This is a genomic window from Parvibaculum sp., assembly GCF_039973015.1.
GTDB lineage: Bacteria > Pseudomonadota > Alphaproteobacteria > Parvibaculales > Parvibaculaceae > Parvibaculum.
In genome coordinates this window covers 21,768-39,017 of sequence record NZ_JBDWLT010000001.1, presented here as the reverse complement: position 1 = coordinate 39,017, position 17,250 = coordinate 21,768, and the positions used below count along the sequence as shown (strand labels likewise).

The 17,250-nt window shown below is 58.3% G+C and carries 19 protein-coding genes and 1 tRNA gene; 13 read left to right on the top strand and 7 right to left on the bottom strand.

Going from position 1 to position 17,250, the window contains the following annotated elements:
* Nucleotides 1-12: 12 nt before the first annotated feature.
* On the top strand, nucleotides 13-639 hold the full coding sequence (locus ABJO61_RS00215) for a glutathione S-transferase (protein WP_348323190.1): 627 nt from the start codon (nucleotides 13-15) through the stop codon (nucleotides 637-639).
* A 3-nt stretch (nucleotides 640-642) separates the two neighbouring features.
* Here ABJO61_RS00215 and ABJO61_RS00210 read toward each other — a convergent pair whose 3' ends face one another.
* The gene (locus tag ABJO61_RS00210) at nucleotides 643-1,245 is read right to left on the bottom strand and encodes an exopolysaccharide biosynthesis protein (protein ID WP_348323191.1); all 603 of its coding nucleotides are present in this window, start codon (nucleotides 1,243-1,245) and stop codon (nucleotides 643-645) included.
* A gap of 138 nt (nucleotides 1,246-1,383) precedes the next feature.
* Nucleotides 1,384-1,599 (bottom strand): hypothetical protein, encoded by a 216-nt coding sequence (locus ABJO61_RS00205; RefSeq protein ID WP_348323192.1) that lies wholly within the window; start codon nucleotides 1,597-1,599, stop codon nucleotides 1,384-1,386.
* 48 nt (nucleotides 1,600-1,647) lie between these two features.
* On the opposite strand from ABJO61_RS00205, the gene ABJO61_RS00200 reads away from it, so the two are divergent.
* Nucleotides 1,648-2,202, top strand: coding sequence for a SlyX family protein (locus ABJO61_RS00200; RefSeq protein WP_348331991.1), 555 nt, complete (start codon nucleotides 1,648-1,650; stop codon nucleotides 2,200-2,202).
* Between the two features lie 10 nt (nucleotides 2,203-2,212).
* On the top strand, nucleotides 2,213-2,887 hold the full coding sequence (locus tag ABJO61_RS00195) for a pseudouridine synthase (RefSeq protein WP_348323194.1): 675 nt from the start codon (nucleotides 2,213-2,215) through the stop codon (nucleotides 2,885-2,887).
* On the opposite strand, the gene ABJO61_RS00190 is transcribed toward ABJO61_RS00195, so the two are convergent.
* The 4 genes from ABJO61_RS00190 to mnmA all read right to left on the bottom strand — a co-directional run bounded on the left by ABJO61_RS00190 (nucleotide 2,884) and on the right by mnmA (nucleotide 5,519).
* Nucleotides 2,884-3,165 carry a hypothetical protein gene (locus ABJO61_RS00190; protein WP_348323195.1) on the bottom strand — a complete coding sequence of 94 codons (282 nt, stop codon included), beginning with the start codon at nucleotides 3,163-3,165 and terminating at the stop codon, nucleotides 2,884-2,886. The genes ABJO61_RS00195 and ABJO61_RS00190 overlap by 4 nt on opposite strands.
* Nucleotides 3,166-3,297: 132 nt before the next feature.
* Nucleotides 3,298-3,374 (bottom strand) — tRNA-Met (locus ABJO61_RS00185).
* A 149-nt stretch (nucleotides 3,375-3,523) separates the two neighbouring features.
* Nucleotides 3,524-4,201 carry a methyltransferase domain-containing protein gene (locus ABJO61_RS00180; RefSeq protein ID WP_348323196.1) on the bottom strand — a complete coding sequence of 226 codons (678 nt, stop codon included), beginning with the start codon at nucleotides 4,199-4,201 and terminating at the stop codon, nucleotides 3,524-3,526.
* Between the two features lie 94 nt (nucleotides 4,202-4,295).
* A complete protein-coding gene (mnmA, locus tag ABJO61_RS00175; RefSeq protein ID WP_348323197.1) occupies nucleotides 4,296-5,519 on the bottom strand; it encodes a tRNA 2-thiouridine(34) synthase MnmA in 1,224 nt (407 codons plus the stop codon).
* A 281-nt stretch (nucleotides 5,520-5,800) separates the two neighbouring features.
* On the opposite strand from mnmA, the gene ABJO61_RS00170 reads away from it, so the two are divergent.
* The 10 genes from ABJO61_RS00170 (at nucleotide 5,801) to ABJO61_RS00125 (ending at nucleotide 16,758) form a co-directional block, all read left to right on the top strand.
* On the top strand, nucleotides 5,801-7,315 hold the full coding sequence (locus ABJO61_RS00170; protein ID WP_348323198.1) for a flagellar hook-length control protein FliK: 1,515 nt from the start codon (nucleotides 5,801-5,803) through the stop codon (nucleotides 7,313-7,315).
* A gap of 19 nt (nucleotides 7,316-7,334) precedes the next feature.
* Nucleotides 7,335-8,015: a flagellar hook capping FlgD N-terminal domain-containing protein gene (locus ABJO61_RS00165; protein WP_348323199.1), complete on the top strand. Its 681-nt coding sequence runs from the start codon at nucleotides 7,335-7,337 to the stop codon at nucleotides 8,013-8,015.
* 133 nt (nucleotides 8,016-8,148) lie between these two features.
* Nucleotides 8,149-8,424 (top strand): DUF1153 domain-containing protein, encoded by a 276-nt coding sequence (locus ABJO61_RS00160; protein WP_293215719.1) that lies wholly within the window; start codon nucleotides 8,149-8,151, stop codon nucleotides 8,422-8,424.
* A 302-nt stretch (nucleotides 8,425-8,726) separates the two neighbouring features.
* Nucleotides 8,727-10,409: a flagellar basal-body MS-ring/collar protein FliF gene (gene fliF, locus ABJO61_RS00155; protein ID WP_348323200.1), complete on the top strand. Its 1,683-nt coding sequence runs from the start codon at nucleotides 8,727-8,729 to the stop codon at nucleotides 10,407-10,409.
* Between the two features lie 11 nt (nucleotides 10,410-10,420).
* Nucleotides 10,421-11,446 carry a flagellar motor switch protein FliG gene (fliG, locus tag ABJO61_RS00150; RefSeq protein ID WP_348323201.1) on the top strand — a complete coding sequence of 342 codons (1,026 nt, stop codon included), beginning with the start codon at nucleotides 10,421-10,423 and terminating at the stop codon, nucleotides 11,444-11,446.
* Nucleotides 11,447-11,478: 32 nt separating this feature from the next.
* A complete protein-coding gene (locus ABJO61_RS00145; RefSeq protein WP_348323202.1) occupies nucleotides 11,479-12,162 on the top strand; it encodes a FliH/SctL family protein in 684 nt (227 codons plus the stop codon).
* Between the two features lie 26 nt (nucleotides 12,163-12,188).
* On the top strand, nucleotides 12,189-12,545 hold the full coding sequence (fliN, locus tag ABJO61_RS00140; protein ID WP_348323203.1) for a flagellar motor switch protein FliN: 357 nt from the start codon (nucleotides 12,189-12,191) through the stop codon (nucleotides 12,543-12,545).
* Between the two features lie 57 nt (nucleotides 12,546-12,602).
* Nucleotides 12,603-13,970: a sigma-54 dependent transcriptional regulator gene (locus tag ABJO61_RS00135; protein WP_348323204.1), complete on the top strand. Its 1,368-nt coding sequence runs from the start codon at nucleotides 12,603-12,605 to the stop codon at nucleotides 13,968-13,970.
* Between the two features lie 110 nt (nucleotides 13,971-14,080).
* A complete protein-coding gene (gene flhA, locus ABJO61_RS00130) occupies nucleotides 14,081-16,153 on the top strand; it encodes a flagellar biosynthesis protein FlhA (RefSeq protein ID WP_348323211.1) in 2,073 nt (690 codons plus the stop codon).
* A gap of 281 nt (nucleotides 16,154-16,434) precedes the next feature.
* Nucleotides 16,435-16,758 (top strand): hypothetical protein, encoded by a 324-nt coding sequence (locus tag ABJO61_RS00125; RefSeq protein ID WP_348323205.1) that lies wholly within the window; start codon nucleotides 16,435-16,437, stop codon nucleotides 16,756-16,758.
* Here ABJO61_RS00125 and ABJO61_RS00120 read toward each other — a convergent pair.
* On the bottom strand, nucleotides 16,755-17,240 hold the full coding sequence (locus tag ABJO61_RS00120; protein WP_348323206.1) for a YajQ family cyclic di-GMP-binding protein: 486 nt from the start codon (nucleotides 17,238-17,240) through the stop codon (nucleotides 16,755-16,757). The genes ABJO61_RS00125 and ABJO61_RS00120 overlap by 4 nt on opposite strands.
* Nucleotides 17,241-17,250: the final 10 nt, after the last annotated feature.

Sequence of the window (17,250 nt, the reverse complement as noted above, 5' to 3'; positions counted from 1 at the left end):
GTCATGAGCCGAATGATTACCGTCCATCATCTGAACAATTCACGCTCACAGCGCATTCTGTGGCTACTGGAGGAGCTCGGTCTCGACTATGAGATCGCAAGCTACAAACGGGATGCAGCGACAAACCTAGCGCCCGAAAGTCTGAAGAAGGTACACCCGCTTGGAAAATCACCTGTCATAACCGATGGAGAAAGCACAGTCGCGGAATCTGGCGCCATTGTTGAGTATCTGATCCGCAAATACGGACGCGACCGGCTTATGCCGAAAGAAAATTCCGCGGACTTCGTTCCTTATCTTCACTGGATGCACTACGCCGAAGGCTCGGCAATGCTACCCGTCATGCTGTCTCTGTATGTCATGCGGCTCGGAGACGCAGGAGCCCCGCTTCACCCTCGCATTGAAGACGAAGTCAAAACCCACTTCGGTTACATGAATGAAGCTCTGGGTGATCGCCCGTTTTTTGTTGGAAAATCGCTCAGCGGCGCCGACATCCAGCTGACCTTTCCGCTCGAAGCCGCAAAATCGCTTGGCCTTCTCGGTGGCTTCGCCAATCTGACCCGCTATCTCGATCAGATACACGACCGCCCTGCCTACAGGCGCGGCGTGGAACGTGGCGGACAATACGATCTCGGGAAGTAGCTCTTACTGGACGGCGTACCCCAGGCCAAAATAGATCGTGAAAGCCATGGCCACAGCAATTGCAATGGCCCCAAGAGCAATCGCGATGCCCAACCCCACAATCGCACCGTCATGTTCGATCAGTCCAAGCCCCGTCACAAAGCAGGAAATCGCGGGTAACCAGCCGGTCAGCGGTATGGGAAGGCAAAGCACGATACCGGTAACAAGCAAGAGTGCGCCAAGCGGCCCTTCCGCCTTTCCCTGAAAAAGGCGCAAATATCGCACCTTGGTAAGCCGCGCAAGCGGCCGCGCAATGGGCAACGCGCTTAGCGCACCTGCACGCCATCGCTCGCGCGCAATGAAACGGTTGGTGATGAAGCCTGGAAGCCAGAGCGTTTTCCGCCCTATCGCCATTTGAAACGCAATGAAAAGAATGGGAAGCCCCAGCACCATGTTGGTGCCTGGCGGCAGAGGCAGCATATTCATGAATCCGACAAGCATAAGCCCCCAGCCGAAGCTGCGGTCACCAAGCGATTCAAGAACGTCCCCGAAGGTGCTTCCGTGCGGCTTCTTGCGCGTACCGACCTGTGCAAGACCTCTGAGGGCGCCGCTCCGTCTTTTTTTCATTTGCCTGCCATCGACCGACTAAGGGATGGCTTCTAACATTTTCGCGCAAGGCCGTCACTGTGCCATAAGCGCGCGAAGACCGGCGCTAAACGCCGACCGAAAAACTGCCCTGCCAGGAATTGACAGAGCTACCTTCACTCAGAAATGCCTTGCAGACTCCTTGATCGCCAAAGCAGCGCCGCGCAATGTTCGCGAAACCACCGTAAGACCGTATGCAGTAAAGGCCGCTGCCGCGAGGAGCGTATAGGTCTGGACCGCCGTATCGCTCCCAAGCGCCGCCCAAAACGGCTCGACACTCAAACATACGGCATCATAAGCCTCGCCCAGATATCTGAGGCTACTGTTTTCGTTCATTCTCCCTGCTCCTCCCCAAGAGCTGTAATATTGCCATAATAGAGGCAAGTGCCCGATGCCCAAAGAGAAATCGGTCCCATGACGGAGCACATAAACGCAGAGCCACCCCCGCGAGAATGGTGCCTCTATATTCTGGAATGCGCCGGTGGGCGGCTCTACACAGGCATTACGCTTGATCTTGAAGCGCGCTACAAAGCCCACGCTACCGGGAAGGGTGCCAGATTCACGAGAAGCTATCCTCCGGAACGAATCGTCTTCACCCGCCAGTTTCCGAATAGATCGGAAGCGCTGAAAGCCGAATATGCGGTCAAAAAAATGCCTGCTGCCGCGAAGCGCGAAATGATCGACCGGGTCAGCCAAGCGGAAAGAACGGACTGGAGCATGAACGAACAGGAAAAACTGAAGCAAAGTATCGACGAGCTTGAAATCCGCGTCGCCCATCAGGACCGGACGATGGAAGAGCTGAATGAGATGTTCGCAGCGCAATGGCGCACGATCGACGACATGACGCGGAAAATTATCTTCCTGGAAAACCGCTTGCGCTCCCTTGAACAAAACGCCGATGCGCCGCCCTCCGCTGAACCGCCGCCACCTCACTACTGAGCAAGAATCAATGAGCACGACGGACGCCGCACCGCCCTTCCTCTATCGTCCGCCTACTGAACCTTGGCTTGTCGTTCTTCATGAAGACGACGAGATACTCGTTCTCTCGAAGCAGAGTGGTCTATTGAGCGTGGCCGGCAAGCCGGCAGAACATGCCGACTGCATCGAAAGCCGGGCAAAAGCCGAATATCCTCAAGCCCGCATCGTTCACCGCCTCGACCGAGAAACATCCGGCGTCATCGTCATGGCCATGAATGCAAAATCGCACCGCCATCTCGGGCTGCAATTCGAGCGACGAAAGATAGGCAAGAAATATATAGCGCGCGTTTGGGGCGCGGTTACGCAGGATCGCGGCGTGGTCGACCTCCCCCTCACCTGCGATTGGCCAAACAGGCCAAAACAGATGGTCGACGTCGAAAGCGGACGGGCTGCACTAACGGAGTGGGAAGTGCTGGAAAGGGAACAGGGAGCGACACGCTTGTCTTTGTCGCCCCGCACGGGGCGTTCTCATCAGTTGCGTGTTCACATGCTGACCATTGGACACCCAATTGTCGGAGACAGCTTCTACGCAACAGGTGCGGCATTCACTTCCGCAGACCGGCTTCAACTTCATGCCGAAAGCCTCACTCTCCACCACCCGTCCGATGGCAAGCTGACGACTTTCACAGACCCCTGTCCGTTCTAACCGGAAACGGTGGTACGGATGGTCACCGATGTTGAACTGCTCGAACTGGAGCTCGAGCTTGAGTTGTAATTCGAGTTAGTGTTCGTGTTGTTGTTGAAGTTCCAGTTCTCGTTGTAGTTCCAGTTCTCGTTGAAGTTGTAGTTCCCCCCATCCATGCACGCATGGGCGGGGGTCGCACCTGCCCAAGCATAAAGCATCGCAACAACAGCGAACATGGCTGTACCGCCAAGCACGATACGGCACTGCGCAACGAGGTATGTACCGATTTGATTCATCATTCGAGCCGCCTGATCCATTTTGACCCATGATCGCCCTGGCGCAAGGTCCACCAGAGTTACCGGAAACGGTAGAGCAGGAACCATGCCGGGACGAAAGTTACAAGACCGGAAGGTCGAGGTTGGGGAGGACGGTGGTAGCGGAGGACGGATTTGAACCGCCGACACGCGGATTATGATTCCGCTGCTCTAACCAACTGAGCTACTCCGCCCCGGAAACCGCATATTCCGTGCGGTTGATGGCCCTTAAGCCCTTCGAGAGCCCCGGATATAAGGGGCCGCACAAAGCCCTGTCAAGCAAGAGCATGGATCTATGCGCCAGCCGGCCCATTTAGGCCCTGTGCAGCCAGAATTCGGGCCGTCAGACCACAGGCACAGTCTCTTCCGGCGCGCCTTCGGCCTCTGCTTCCGACTTGCGGAAACGGAGCATAGTAAACAGGCCAAAAGGCTTGAGCTTTACAGTTTCCACGAGTTCAAGCGTAGTGATGTCGGTGATGACTTCAGCGCGGAAATCGGGGTGCCAGCCCAGCGCCCGAGCAGCCGGCGCCATGAAGCTCTCGACCCAACCGCGAAGCCCGTGGTCCTGAGCGAAATGATTGACGATCAGCACCTCGCCGCCGGGGGCGCAAACGCGCTCAAGCTCATTTAAAACCTTCACCGGGTCCGGAACCACCGTCATCACATACATGGCAACCACGGTGTCGAAGGAACCATCCTCGAAGCTGAGGCTGGAAGCATCCATCTCGTAAATGCCGGCAATATTCGTCAGACGCTTCTCGCGCACGCGCTCGCGCGCAATACGCAACATGTCCGGCGACAAATCGATGCCGGTGACGGTCAGGTGCGGCTGGTAGCGAGGCAGGGCAACGCCGGTCCCGACGCCAACCTCAAGAAGCGAACCCTGCCGCTTGTTGATAATCTCGATGGCACGCTTCCGGCCGGCGTCGGCCACGGGACCAAAAGAGAAATCGTAGACGGGCGCCCAACGCGCATAGGCCTTGATAACAGACTTTTCGTCTATTCGGGCTATCCCGTTCAAAACCGCTTACCCCGCGAATTATACTCAGTAAATGTGCGGCCTTCGTGCCTGCACAACAACATTATATCGAACCCGATTAAGGCCAAATTGCGGTTCAGCGCAAGGCCTCCATGTTCTCCCGGGGTAGCGACGAGGCAACGTGCCGCCAGCGGCTCTCGGCACGGGCGATCCACCCGCCACCAAGCACCCGCTCACCCTTTTCCGCTTCGTAAAACACGCAAGCCTGGCCTGGCGCCACCCCGTCTTCCCCCTCGATGAGCTCCACTTCCGCCCCGCCTTCGGCGGGCCGAAGCCACGCAGCGACCGGCGGTCGGGTGGAGCGGACCTTGACGAGAATGGAAAACCCTTCCTCGGGCAGATCCGCAAGTGGCGTGTCTCCAAGCCAGTTGATATCGCGCAGGGTCAGGCGGTGCGTCTCTAGCGCATCCTTGGGGCCGACAACAACCTGCCGGCGCGCGGGATCGAGCTTCACAACAAAGAGCGGCTCACTGTCGGGTCCGCTCGCGCCGATCCCAAGTCCACGGCGCTGGCCAATAGTAAAATTGATGATGCCGTCATGACGGCCGACAACACGGCCATTGAGATCGACGATATCCCCCGGTTCCGCTGCTCCCGGCCGAAGGTTTTGTACAATGGTTGTATAGCGGCCCGTCGGAACAAAGCAGATGTCCTGACTATCCGGCTTGTCTGCGACGACGCCGAGGCCCATGCGCGCGGCAAGCGCCCGCGCCTCTGGCTTGGTCAGGTCGCCGAGCGGAAAGCGCAGGAAATCAAGCTGTTCACGCGTCGTGGTGAAAAGAAAATAGCTCTGATCCCTATCGGAATCGCGCGGGCGATGCATCTCGCGCCCCGCCTTCCCCTCGCGGCTCGCAATGTAGTGGCCTGTAGCAAGCGCCTGCGCGCCGAGATCGCGTGCTGTTTCGAGGAGATCTCGAAACTTCACCCGCTCATTGCAGCGTATGCAGGGGATCGGGGTTTCACCCGCCGCATAGGAATCGGCAAAGTCGTTCATCACCGCCTTGCGGAACCGATCCTCATAATCGAGCACGTAATGGGGGATTCCGATCTGCTCAGCGACGCGGCGTGCATCGTGAATATCCTGCCCCGCACAGCAGGCGCCTTTCTTCTGAACTGCGACCCCATGATCGTAAAGCTGCATGGTGATGCCGACGACATCATAGCCCTGCTCCTTCAGAAGAGCCGCCGTGACGGAACTGTCCACCCCGCCAGACATGGCGACGACCACGCGCGTTTCCTCCGGACGTCCCGGTAGATCAAGGCTGTTAAGGCCCGTTTTGCTATCGAAGGCTTCGCGCATGTTGCAAGACCGGACCTACCGGTACTCCGTCTGAATTTTGCTGAGAAGCCCGCAGGGGCTTCGTTCCTGCCCCGCATCATATGGGCCATGCCGTCAGCGGCAAGAACAGGCTTGCTGCGGCCTCTGCCCGGCAAAAAATGCCGAACCGGCATGAAATATCGAGCCAGTGCAGCCTGCCGTCAAGCTCAACCCTATGAAATTATTGCCATTTTCCGCAGAAGAAGCATGGCCCGACGCTTGCTTCCAAGGATACGAGCCATTTTTTCGACCGGGTGACGCTTATGGAATTCTCTACGCCAGCCACGCAACGCAGTTCATCGTCCGAGATGCTCGCTATCCAGCCGGGCTCTGTCCGGAGCCCTGCCGCAGATGCAGCCAACGATTTTGCACGCCATCTGGCCGAAAATGCGAAGCAACGTAGCAATCGGCGCGACGACCATCCGGTCGAGCGGCGGGAACGCTCCGCGACGCCCGAACGCACCAAAGAACGCGAGGATACCCCCCGAACGCGCGACTCATTGAATGAGAATCGCGAACAGGACGAGACAATATCCGGACAAAACAACAAAGCTGACGGCATAGATACGACGGGGCAGAGCGCTATATCGCCGGAAGCCGCCGCAACCACAGAGACATCGCTCACGGGGCAAGACCAGGTCGGCCTGGCGGACGAAACCTCCCTACCCGACGCTGCTGAAGGCACACAGGCGGCAGAAGAAGCCGATAGCACCACAGAAAGCGAAGAGTCCGATACCGCGATTGCCGCTGCCGTAGCGACGGAAGCCACATCGGTACAAGAAGCGGCAACAACCGGCTCTGCGGGAGCCGCAGCCAAAGTCGCAGCTGATGGCGTTCAGCAGCAGGTTGCAGCCTCGACCAACAATGAAGGTGCTGGCCAAGGCACCGCCGCCATCACCTCCGACGTCGAAACGAATACAACATCGGCAGAAGGAGCGGCGCAGCCGAAGAAACAAACGCCGGCGCAGAGGGCTGGTCAGTCCCCTATCACCCAGATGCAAGCGCAGACTGCAGCCAACACTGCCGGTGAATTCGCTGCAGCAGAGGCCGGCGCGGAAGACCTTCCTGTCGCGAAGACCGAAAAGGGTCTTGGCGGAGAGGCTGCCGAAAAGCTTGCCGAAAAGAAATCCGGCGACAAGCAGGCGGCCGCTCAGACCAACCACGCCGTCACAACGCCCTCCCAACAGCAGGCCGCACGCAATAGCTCGCCAGCCCCGCAAACAACCCAGCCTGCTCCCGCCTCGGGCGCGGCGGCCGCACCAAATAGCGATCAGGCTCTCCCGTCGCTTCAGCAGACCAATAGCAGTGGCAACACCACAACGATCCGCATCGGAACGCTACCCGGCCAGTCACAGCCCACGCAGATTCCCGCGAACACCATTGCGCTTCAGATGGCCCGCAATCTTCAGAAGGGCACAAACCGTTTCGACATTCGTCTCGATCCGCCGGAAATGGGCCGCATTGATGTGCGCATGGAAGTGCGCAAGGACGGCCACGTTGCCGCCCATATGTCGGTTGACCGGCCGGAAACACTCGACCTTCTCCAGCGCGATGCACGCGCGCTCCAGCAAGCACTCAACAATGCTGGGCTGCAGGCCGATAGCGACAGCCTGAACTTCAGCCTGCGCGATCAGGCCAACGACGACGGCGCACGTGACTTTGCGGACGGTGATAAGGGGTCAAACATGACGGACGATGATGCCGGCATCGAGACGCCGCCGACACCCATTTACAACATCAATCTCGCCGCCAATGGCGGCGTCGATATCCGCATCTGACGCAGAAAGGTTCAATCCCATGGATATCGCATCAGCCGCCGCGAGCGTTCAGGCTGCCGCCAACGGCACCACGTCGTCCAACTCTGCCGCCGCTCTGACAGGCAATTTTGACACCTTCCTGACGCTGCTGACAACGCAGCTTCAACACCAGGATCCAACGAACCCGATGGACTCCGATCAATTCACCCAACAACTGGTGCAGATGTCGGGCGTCGAACAATCGATCCAGACAAACCGGAATCTCGAAACCCTGATCACCGCCTCCTTGATTCAGAATTCAAGCATGGCGATCTCGCTTCTCGGCCGTGAAGTAACAGGCTCAGGCACCGGTGCTCTGCTTGAAGATGGGGAAGCAAACTGGTCGTTTGCGCTCGCAGATGACGCCCCGGACACTACGTTGCAGGTCATCAATTCAGACGGCGCCACGGTCTATTCGCAGAAGCTCGACGCCTCCAAGGGTGCCAACCAGTTCGCCTGGGACGGCAAGGACGGCCAGGGCAACGAAATGCCCGACGGGACTTATTTCCTGAAGGTAGTCGCAAACGGAGCCGACGGCACCCCCGTCGCAGTCGACACGCGCACCTCCGGCATTGTGACGGAAATCGATCTCAGCACGACCGACCCTCTGCTCACCGTAAACGGCGCCCAGATCCGCTATTCGCAGGTGGTCTCGGCAAAATCTCCGGAAACGGACATTTAATTCGGTTCACACGTCCCGCAATGGAACAGCTAACCCATTGAATCGGGAGAAATTTTACCTTCGCGCTTAGCCGTTTTTTAAAGCCGCGTCCTTATGCTCTGAGACAAGCGAAGAGCACGGAGACCAAAGTTCGATGAGTGAGCATCAGACCACCAAGGTCAACTACGTGATCGGCCCCGACGGGAGCCCGCTCACGGTTGCTGACCTGCCGCCGCCAGATACGAAGCGATGGGTGATCCGTCGCAAGGCTGAAGTTGTTGCCGCCGTTCGCGGTGGCCTTATCAGCCTCGACGACGCCTGCCGCCGCTATACGTTGACGGTCGAGGAGTTCCTGAGCTGGCAGCGCTCCATTGAACGCCATGGCCTGGCCGGACTGCGGGCCACCAGGGTCCAGCAATACAGGCAGTAAGATAGAACAGTACCTGCGTACTTGCTGTCTTTCGGGACGCCGGCGGATCCTCCCTCCGTCGGCGTCTTTTATTTTCGTTTTAAATCATTCCCCGAGCCAACCCGGCAAATATTGCCGTGTGCGTTAAGCTTCTGTTTAGGCCGTAGGCGGTAATTTTTGCCCACTGGCATGGGGCACCTCGATAGGGCAACGAAAAATCGAGGTTAGAGGGGCAAAGGATTTGCCGGCTCGCCTGCTGTCGGGCGGAAGCATGAATCCAGAATCGGATTTGAGGCTTGCGCGCTGACACAAGAGGTGGGCGGGTGAACAATTTTTCGAATCTTCTCAGATCCCTGGGCATAGTGCGCCTTGTTGCGCTCGGCCTGGTCGCGATCTCCCTGCTGGTCTTTTTTAGCTTCATCGCGCTGCGATTCAGCGCTGAACCCAAAGCGCTGCTCTTCTCGGACGTCGGTGTAGACGACGCTGCCAAGATGGTAGCGGAACTCGATACAGCAAAAGTGGACTACGAGCTTCGCGGCGATGGCAGCATGATCTATGTGCCGCAAACCGATGTTCTGCGGCTGCGCATGCTGCTTGCCGAGAAGGGGCTCCCCGCAGGCGGCACGGTCGGTTACGAAATTTTCGACAATGCTGACGCGCTCGGCACCACAAGCTTTCTGCAGAACATCAACCATCTGCGGGCACTCGAAGGTGAGCTCGCGCGGACGATCCGGGCCATAGACGGCATTCAGGGTGCGCGCGTCCATCTCGTTCTGCCGGAACGTGAACTCTTTTCACGCGAGCGCCGCGAACCAACAGCCTCCATTGTGCTCAAGGTAAGTCGCAACACGCTTTCCGCACAGCAGGTAAAGGCTATCCAGTACCTCGTCTCCTCGGCAGTGGATGGGCTTGCACCTGGTCGCGTCTCCATCGTGGACGAACGCGGAACATTGCTTGCGACCGGCACGGGCGACGACAACCAGGCAATCTTTGCAAGCTCTGTGGATGAGCGCCGCAGTGGTTATGAAAATCGTCTTCGTACGCATCTTGAAAATATCATTCAGCGCGTCGTCGGCATCGACAAGGCCCGCGTCGAAGTCACTGCCCAGATGGACTACAACCGGGTAACGCAAACCTCGGACATGTTCGATCCGAACAGTCAGGTCGTCCGCTCGACACAGACTGTCGAAGATTCTTCCAGCAGCACCGACGGAGCGAAGAATGACGGCGTAACGGTTGGCAATAATCTCCCGAATGCGAACCTGGGCGGTGCGGAAACCGAGTCCGGTTCGAAGCAGGCGACCAACCGCATCGAAGAAACGGTGAATTACGAAATCTCGCGCACGACCAAGACTGAGGTGCTGGAGCCAGGCCGCGTGAAGCGCCTTTCCGTCGCCGTCCTGGTCGATGGTTCTTATATGCAGGGCGAAGACGGTACGACTGTCTACACACCACGCTCGCAGCTGGAGCTCGACAAGATTCAGGCTTTGGTGAAGTCAGCCATGGGCTTCGAGGAATCTCGCGGAGACCAGCTTGAAATCGTGAACCTCCAATTCGCGCCCGGCCCTGAACTCGACACAATTTCTGCTGCATCTGAAGAGCAGGCCGGCTTCCTGGGCTTCACGCGAGCCGACATCATGCGTCTGGTAGAACTCACCGTGCTCGCCGTTCTGGGTCTCGTTGCAATCTTCTTCGTTGCTCGCCCGCTTCTGTCAAAAGGTGGCGCGCTCCCCAACTACGCCGGTCGTCTCGCCTTGCCGGGTACCGCAGCCGCTGCAAACGCAGGCGCAGGCGCGAATGATCAGATGGCCATCGCGGGTCCAGACGACGTAAGCGCCGGCGCGCTGCCCTCGCCCGACCAACTCAGTGAAGACATGCTGATCGACATCGCCCAGGTCGCAGGCAAGGTGAAACAATCTTCCGTGCGGAAAATCGGCGAACTCGTGACGAACCATCCCGACGAATCCCTTTCGATCCTGCGCAGCTGGCTGCACGAAACCGCTTGAGGACCTGAAAATTGGCGACGGCACCCAAAATCAAGGACGACAAGGTCCTCACCGGGCCCCAGAAGGCGGCAATCTTCATGCTTGCCATTGGCGCGGACGACGCAGCCCCGCTCTGGGAAATGATGGACGAGGACGAAATCCGCGAGATGTCGCAGATCATGTCCTCCCTTGGCACCGTGCAGGCGGGAATTGTCGAAAAGTTGCTTGTCGAGTTCGCCTCCAAGGTCTCCGGAACAGGCGCGCTTGTGGGCTCCTATGAGTCGACCGAACGTCTCCTCATGCGCTTCCTGCCCGAAGATCGCGTAAATGCGGTGATGGATGAAATTCGCGGCCCCGCCGGTCGCACCATGTGGGAAAAGCTGGGCAACGTGAATGAGGCTGTTCTCGCGAGCTACCTCAAAAACGAATACCCCCAGACAGTCGCAGTAGTGCTGACAAAAATCCGCCCGGAACATGCAGCCCGCGTTCTTGGCTGTTTGCCCGAAGATTTCGCGCTGGAAGTCGTGAGCCGCATGCTGCGCATGGAGTCGGTACAGAAGGAAATCCTCGACAAGGTAGAACAAACGCTTCGCTCGGAATTCATGTCGAGCCTCTCGCGTACCAATCGCCGCGACAGTCACGAACTGATGGCCGAGATATTCAACAACTTCGATCGCCAGACAGAAAGCCGCTTTCTGGCCTCGCTTGAAGAGCGCTCACGCGAGTCCGCCGACCGCATCAAGGCACTCATGTTCACGTTCGAAGATCTCGGCCGCCTCGATCCGGGATCTGTGCAGACGCTCCTGCGCGCCATCGACAAGAACAAGCTGGCTGTGGCGCTCAAAGGCGCGTCCGATGCGCTTCGCGATCTCTTTTTCGCCAATATGTCCGAACGCGCCTCAAAAATATTGCGCGAAGACATGGAGATGATGGGGCCGGTCCGCCTGAAGGACGTGGACGAAGCACAAACGACGATGGTCAACATCGCCAAGGATCTCGCAAACAAGGGCGAGATCATGATCGCCTCCGATAGCTCCGACAATGAACTGATCTACTGATCGACCTGGCAAGAGTGATCCGGACCAACAGAATGAAACAAGCTGTGAAATTCACCTTCGACACCTATTTCGGCGATGCGCCCACGCATTCCGCCCAAAAGGAACCGTCGTCGCCGGCTATCGATGAAGCGGATATCGAGGCAGCACGCATGGCGGGTTTCGCGGAGGGACGGGCCGAAGGCCGGCGCGAAGCGGAAAATATGGCCGACCATCAGCTCGGTGATGCAATGACGCAGCTTGCGCAAAGCGCGGCAAGCCTTCTTGCAGCACTCGATAGCCATATTGCCAGCACCAAAAAGGAAGCCTCCAAACTCGCGCTTGAAGTCGCCGGGAAGCTCGCACCTGCTCTCATCGCCGCGCAACCTCAGGCCGAGATTGAGGCCGTACTCCGGGATTGCCTCACTCATCTCAATCGCGAGCCGCACATTCTCCTTCGCGTCTCCGCTTCATTGGTTGAGCGATTGAAGGAAACCGTCGATCGCATGGCAATGGAACGGGGCCTCACGGGCCGCATCATATTGCTGGGCGAACCCGCCATGACGGAGGGCGACTGCGTCGTCGAATGGGCCGATGGCGGCGTTGTCCGCAACAGAGAAGAGATCGAAGCCCAGATTTCCGAGGTCGTTGCCCGCCACATTGACACGATGACGAGCGGCAACAAGCAAGATTCACTCGCCATGCCCGAGATCCGCGAAGCGGTCCGGGACGAGCGATAACACTTACATCTGAAGGAGTTCGCATCATGGCCAATCAGGACGAAGAAGTCGCGCTTCCCGACCTCGCCAATGCGGAGGCTTCTCCCGCCCCCGCGAATACAGCCGCAGAGCCGGAAGAAGAGGAAATCGCACGAACCGCGCACGATCTCGAAGCTGTGTTCGACGTGCCCGTGAACGTCTCGGCCGTGCTCGGGAAAACCCATATCGAGGTGTCGAATCTGCTGAAGCTCGGGCGCGGTGCCATCGTGGAGCTGGATCGAAAGGTCGGCGAAGCCATCGACATCTACGTGAACGACCGTCTGGTTGCACGCGGAGAGGTGGTGGTTGTGGATGACAGACTTGGAGTCACCATGACAGAAATCGTCAAGGGCGGACTAGCCTGAGAACGCACGACGAAGCTGTGATTTGAAGTTGAAATAGAGAAAGTAGAGGAGCCGCAAATGCGCCTTCTGATCGTCGGAACCCTGAACGGACAGCTCTCCACCGCCACCAAGATGGCGATGGCAAAGGGCGCCAAAGTGACTCATACCGAAACGGTTGACCAGGCGATCGCAACACTCCGCTCCGGTCGCGGCGCCGACCTCATGATGGTCGACGTGGCAATGGATATTGCGGGGCTTATTCCTCGCCTGCAGGCCGAACATATCTGCATCCCCGTGGTTGCCTGCGGTGTTGAGACGGACGCGCGCGCCGCGGTGAATGCGATCAGAGCCGGCGCGAAAGAATATATCCCCCTGCCGCCTGATGCCGACCTCATCGCCGCCGTGCTCTCCGCCGTAGCAGACGAAAGCCACGCGCTCATCTTTCAGGACCAGAAGATGGGTTCGATCGTGAAGCTCGCTGATCAGGTCGCTCCCTCCGAAGCCTCGATCCTCATCACAGGTGAATCCGGCACGGGCAAGGAAGTGATTGCGCATTATGTTCACAGCCGATCTCTACGCCGCGACAAGCCCTTTATTTCCGTGAACTGTGCTGCAATTCCGGAGAACTTGCTTGAATCTGAACTCTTCGGTCATGAAAAAGGTGCCTTCACCGGCGCTATCGCCCGACGGGTTGGCAAGTTCGAAGAAGCCGATGGCGGTACGCTACTCCTCGATGAAATCAGCGAAATGGATATCCGCCTGCAGGCAAAGCTTCTGCGCGCAATCCAGGAACGCGTGATCGATCGCGTTGGCGGCAAAACGCCCGTGAAAGTCGACATCCGAATTATCGCGACCTCAAACCGCGATCTGCAAACTGAAGCGCGGGCGGGCCGCTTCCGTGAAGACCTTTTTTATCGTCTGAACGTAGTCAACCTCCAGCTTCCGCCGCTGCGTGAGCGCCCCGCTGACATCATTGCTCTGGCCGAACACTTCGCCGCCCGATATGCCAAGCAGAACGGCATGGTTCAGAAGGCGATTTCGGCGGAAGCTCGCCGCTTCCTCAGCCAGCATCGCTGGTCGGGAAACGTCCGCGAACTCGAGAACACAATGCACCGCGCAGTGCTCCTGTCGACAGATGCCGAAATCGACGTGGACGCGATCCGCCTTCCTGACGGTTCTCGTCTTGACGATACCCCGCTGAATGGTGTGGTCCAGAAAGCCGCGGCCGCAGCCGACGCCGTTTCTCGTACCTTTGTCGGCAAGACCGTGGCGGAGGTCGAACAGGATCTCATCCTGCAAACGCTCGATCACTGCCTGGGAAACCGCACCCATGCTGCCAACATCCTTGGCATCTCGATCCGTACTCTCCGGAACAAGCTGAAAGAATATGGCGAGCAAGGTGTGCCAGTCCCCACACCCGGCGAAGTCCGTCCCCAGTTCGGTTGAATCAGAGAATCTCATCCTATTCAGGCTTGCAGTTCAGGAACACATGAATGAGTGACGCTAGCGGCGGCGCCTCCGCAAAAGGACTACTCGGCAGTCTCGGCCTCTCTGGCATGACGCCGGGCAGCCTGATGGCAGATGTTGCCAAGCGCGGCGATCTCGCGCTCGCCTTGGGCGTCATGGCGATCATCGTCGTACTGATCTTGCCGCTGCCCGCCTTCCTCCTCGACTTTTCGCTCGCCATCTCGATTACCTTCTCCGTGTTGGTGCTGATGACGGCGCTTTTCATTCAGAAGCCGCTCGAATTCAGCGCGTTCCCGACGGTTCTCCTCATCGCAACCATGCTCCGCCTTGCGCTGAACCTCGCCTCCACACGCCTTATCCTAGGCCAGGGGCACGAGGGAACGGGCAGCGCCGGCAAGGTCATCGAAGCCTTTGGCAATTTCGTGATGCAGGGCAACTTTGTCATTGGCGTCATTGTCTTCGCAATTCTTGTAATCGTGAACTTCGTCGTTATCACCAAGGGTTCCGGCCGTATCGCCGAAGTCGCCGCCCGCTTTACCCTGGACGCCATGCCGGGAAAGCAGATGGCGATCGACGCGGACCTCTCCGCCGGACTGATCGACGAAAAGGAAGCGCGCGAACGCCGTACGAATCTTGAAAATGAGAGCTCCTTTTTTGGCGCCATGGACGGCGCCTCGAAGTTCGTTCGCGGCGATGCAATCGCGGGTCTCCTCATTACTTTCATCAATGTAATTGGCGGTATCGTCATCGGCGTCGCGCAGAACAGCATGAGCTTTGGCGACGCAGCGCACACTTATACGTTGCTCACTGTCGGCGACGGCCTTGTGAGCCAGATTCCCGCACTCATTGTCTCGACCGCTGCAGGCCTGCTTGTCTCGAAAGCTGGCGTCGAAGGCGCCGCCGACGAAGCCCTCTTCGACCAGCTCTCCGGTTATCCCCAGGCACTCGGCATGTCCTCGTTTGTCATGGGCACCATGGCGCTTTTGCCGGGTCTTCCCGCAATTCCGTTCCTTCTACTTTCGGCCGGGTCCGGGGGTCTCGCTTTCTATCTGACAAAAACGCGCAAGAAACGGGATGATGATATCGCGCTCGCCGAAGCGCAGGAGGAAGAGGCCAAACCCGTCGCGGAAGAACCGATCAGCACCGCGTTGAAGATGGACGAATTGCGGCTCGAAATCGGGTATGCGCTTCTGCCTCTCATCAATGGCAAGGATCACCAGAAGCTCACCGACCAGATCAAGGCGTTGCGCCGTCAGATCGCCAGCGACATGGGCTTTGTGATGCCCTCCGTTCGCATTCTGGACAATGTGCAGATCGACTCGAACAGCTATGTCATACGCGTCAAGGAAGTAGAGTCGGGACGCGGCGAGGTTTACGTCGGGCAGCTGCTCGTCATGGATCCGCACGGCGGTCAGATCCAGCTCCCCGGTCTGCACACCACCGAGCCCGCCTTCGGCTTGCCCGCAACCTGGATAGACGAAGGTCTGCGGGAAGAGGCTTCTTTCCGCGGCTACACGGTTGTCGATCCGCCGACGGTGCTGACAACCCATCTGACCGAAATTCTCAAGGACAACATGGCCGACCTCCTCTCCTACGCGGAGGTGCAGAAGCTGCTTGATGAACTCGGCAAGGAGTACAAGAAACTCGTCGACGATCTCGTGCCCTCACAGATCACGGTCACGGGCATCCAGCGCGTGCTTCAGACGCTGCTTACCGAGCGCATCTCGATCCGCGACCTTCCGACGATCATGGAAGGGATTGCGGAGGCAGTTGGCCATACACAGAGCCTGACCCTCATCACAGAGCATGTGCGCGCCCGTCTCGCCCGCCAGATCTGCGCCGCTCACATGGATGGTAATAATGCGCTTCCGCTTCTCACCCTGTCCCCCCACTGGGAGCAGGCATTCGCGGAATCGCTCGTCGGACAGGGAGAGGAAAAGCAGCTTGCCATGCAGCCATCGACGCTGCAGGAGTTCATTTCTTCCATGCGCGACCGTTTTGAAGATGCCGCACGAGCAGGCGAAGTACCCGTTCTTCTCACAAGCCCGGGTGTTCGCCCCTATGTCCGCTCGATCATTGAACGCTTCCGGCCGCAGACATTCGTGATGTCACAAAACGAAATTCATCCGCGCATCCGTCTGCGCACGGTCGGAAGCGTCTGAGTTCGATTCCGATGACAGTGGGAGTCGTTGCCGCCATGTGCGCTGCATTAACCACGGCATCCGGCGTTTCCCGCCCGTTTCGCCAGCGTCCTCCACAGAGTGCATCCCTCCGATGATGGTTTTGCGCCGCAGACGGATTTTTTGCAGCGCAAACAACTAGACCTTGTCTCATTTTGAGATAGGCTCTCCCGATTGACTGGCGGAGGGAACCTGCGTGGTGGCGGGTCCGTTCGTTGTGCCGGGAGAGGGGTTCTCCCGTCCGTAAGATTGAGGGGGACAAGATGGAATTCGCGGATTATCTGAATGAAGCGCTCGGCTGGGCGCGTATGGGCTTCGACACCGTCAACTCGATACAAGGGTTGGTGATCGCACTGATCGCCGCCATCCTGATGGGGCGCTACAACCGCATCTTTGTTTATGCGCTCGGCGCGACGCTCGTCCACGAGCTCGTCAATATTGGCCGCAACTTTTACGCCGGTGCCGCCAACCCACTGCCCGACTACCTCGATCTTGATGTGCTGAAGCTCGTCGCTATCCGCTTTATCGGATATCTGATTGCGATCAGCCTCATCTATCTCGTCCGGCGGCTTTTCTTCCGCGGCTAGTCCCGGAAATTTTCGTATTGGAGGGGCTGCTCGATCTTAAGCCCCTTTACGAACTGGATCGCGGCCTGGAGGTCGTCTCGCTTCTTGCCTGACACGCGCAGTTCCTCGCCCTGAATGGCGACCTGCACCTTCAGGCCCGATCCCTTAATATCCTTGACGATACGCTTGGCGAGCTCCTTGTCGATCCCCTCACGGATCGCAACCTTCTGCCTCACACTCTGCCCTGCGGCCTTTTCCGGTTCCTTGTAGTCAAGAACGCCGGATTCAATATTGCGGCGCGAGAGGTGCCCTTGGAGCAGTTCGTGCATCTGCTTCAATTTAAGGTCATCGTCCGCTTTGATCGTCATTTCCTGCTCTTTGCGTTCAATGGAGCAGTGCGACCCTTTGAAATCGTAGCGCTGACTGATTTCGCGCTCCACATTCTGAAGAGCGTTGTCGATCTCTGAAAAATCTGTCTTGGAAACGATGTCGAAGGAAGGCATGGGCGGTGAC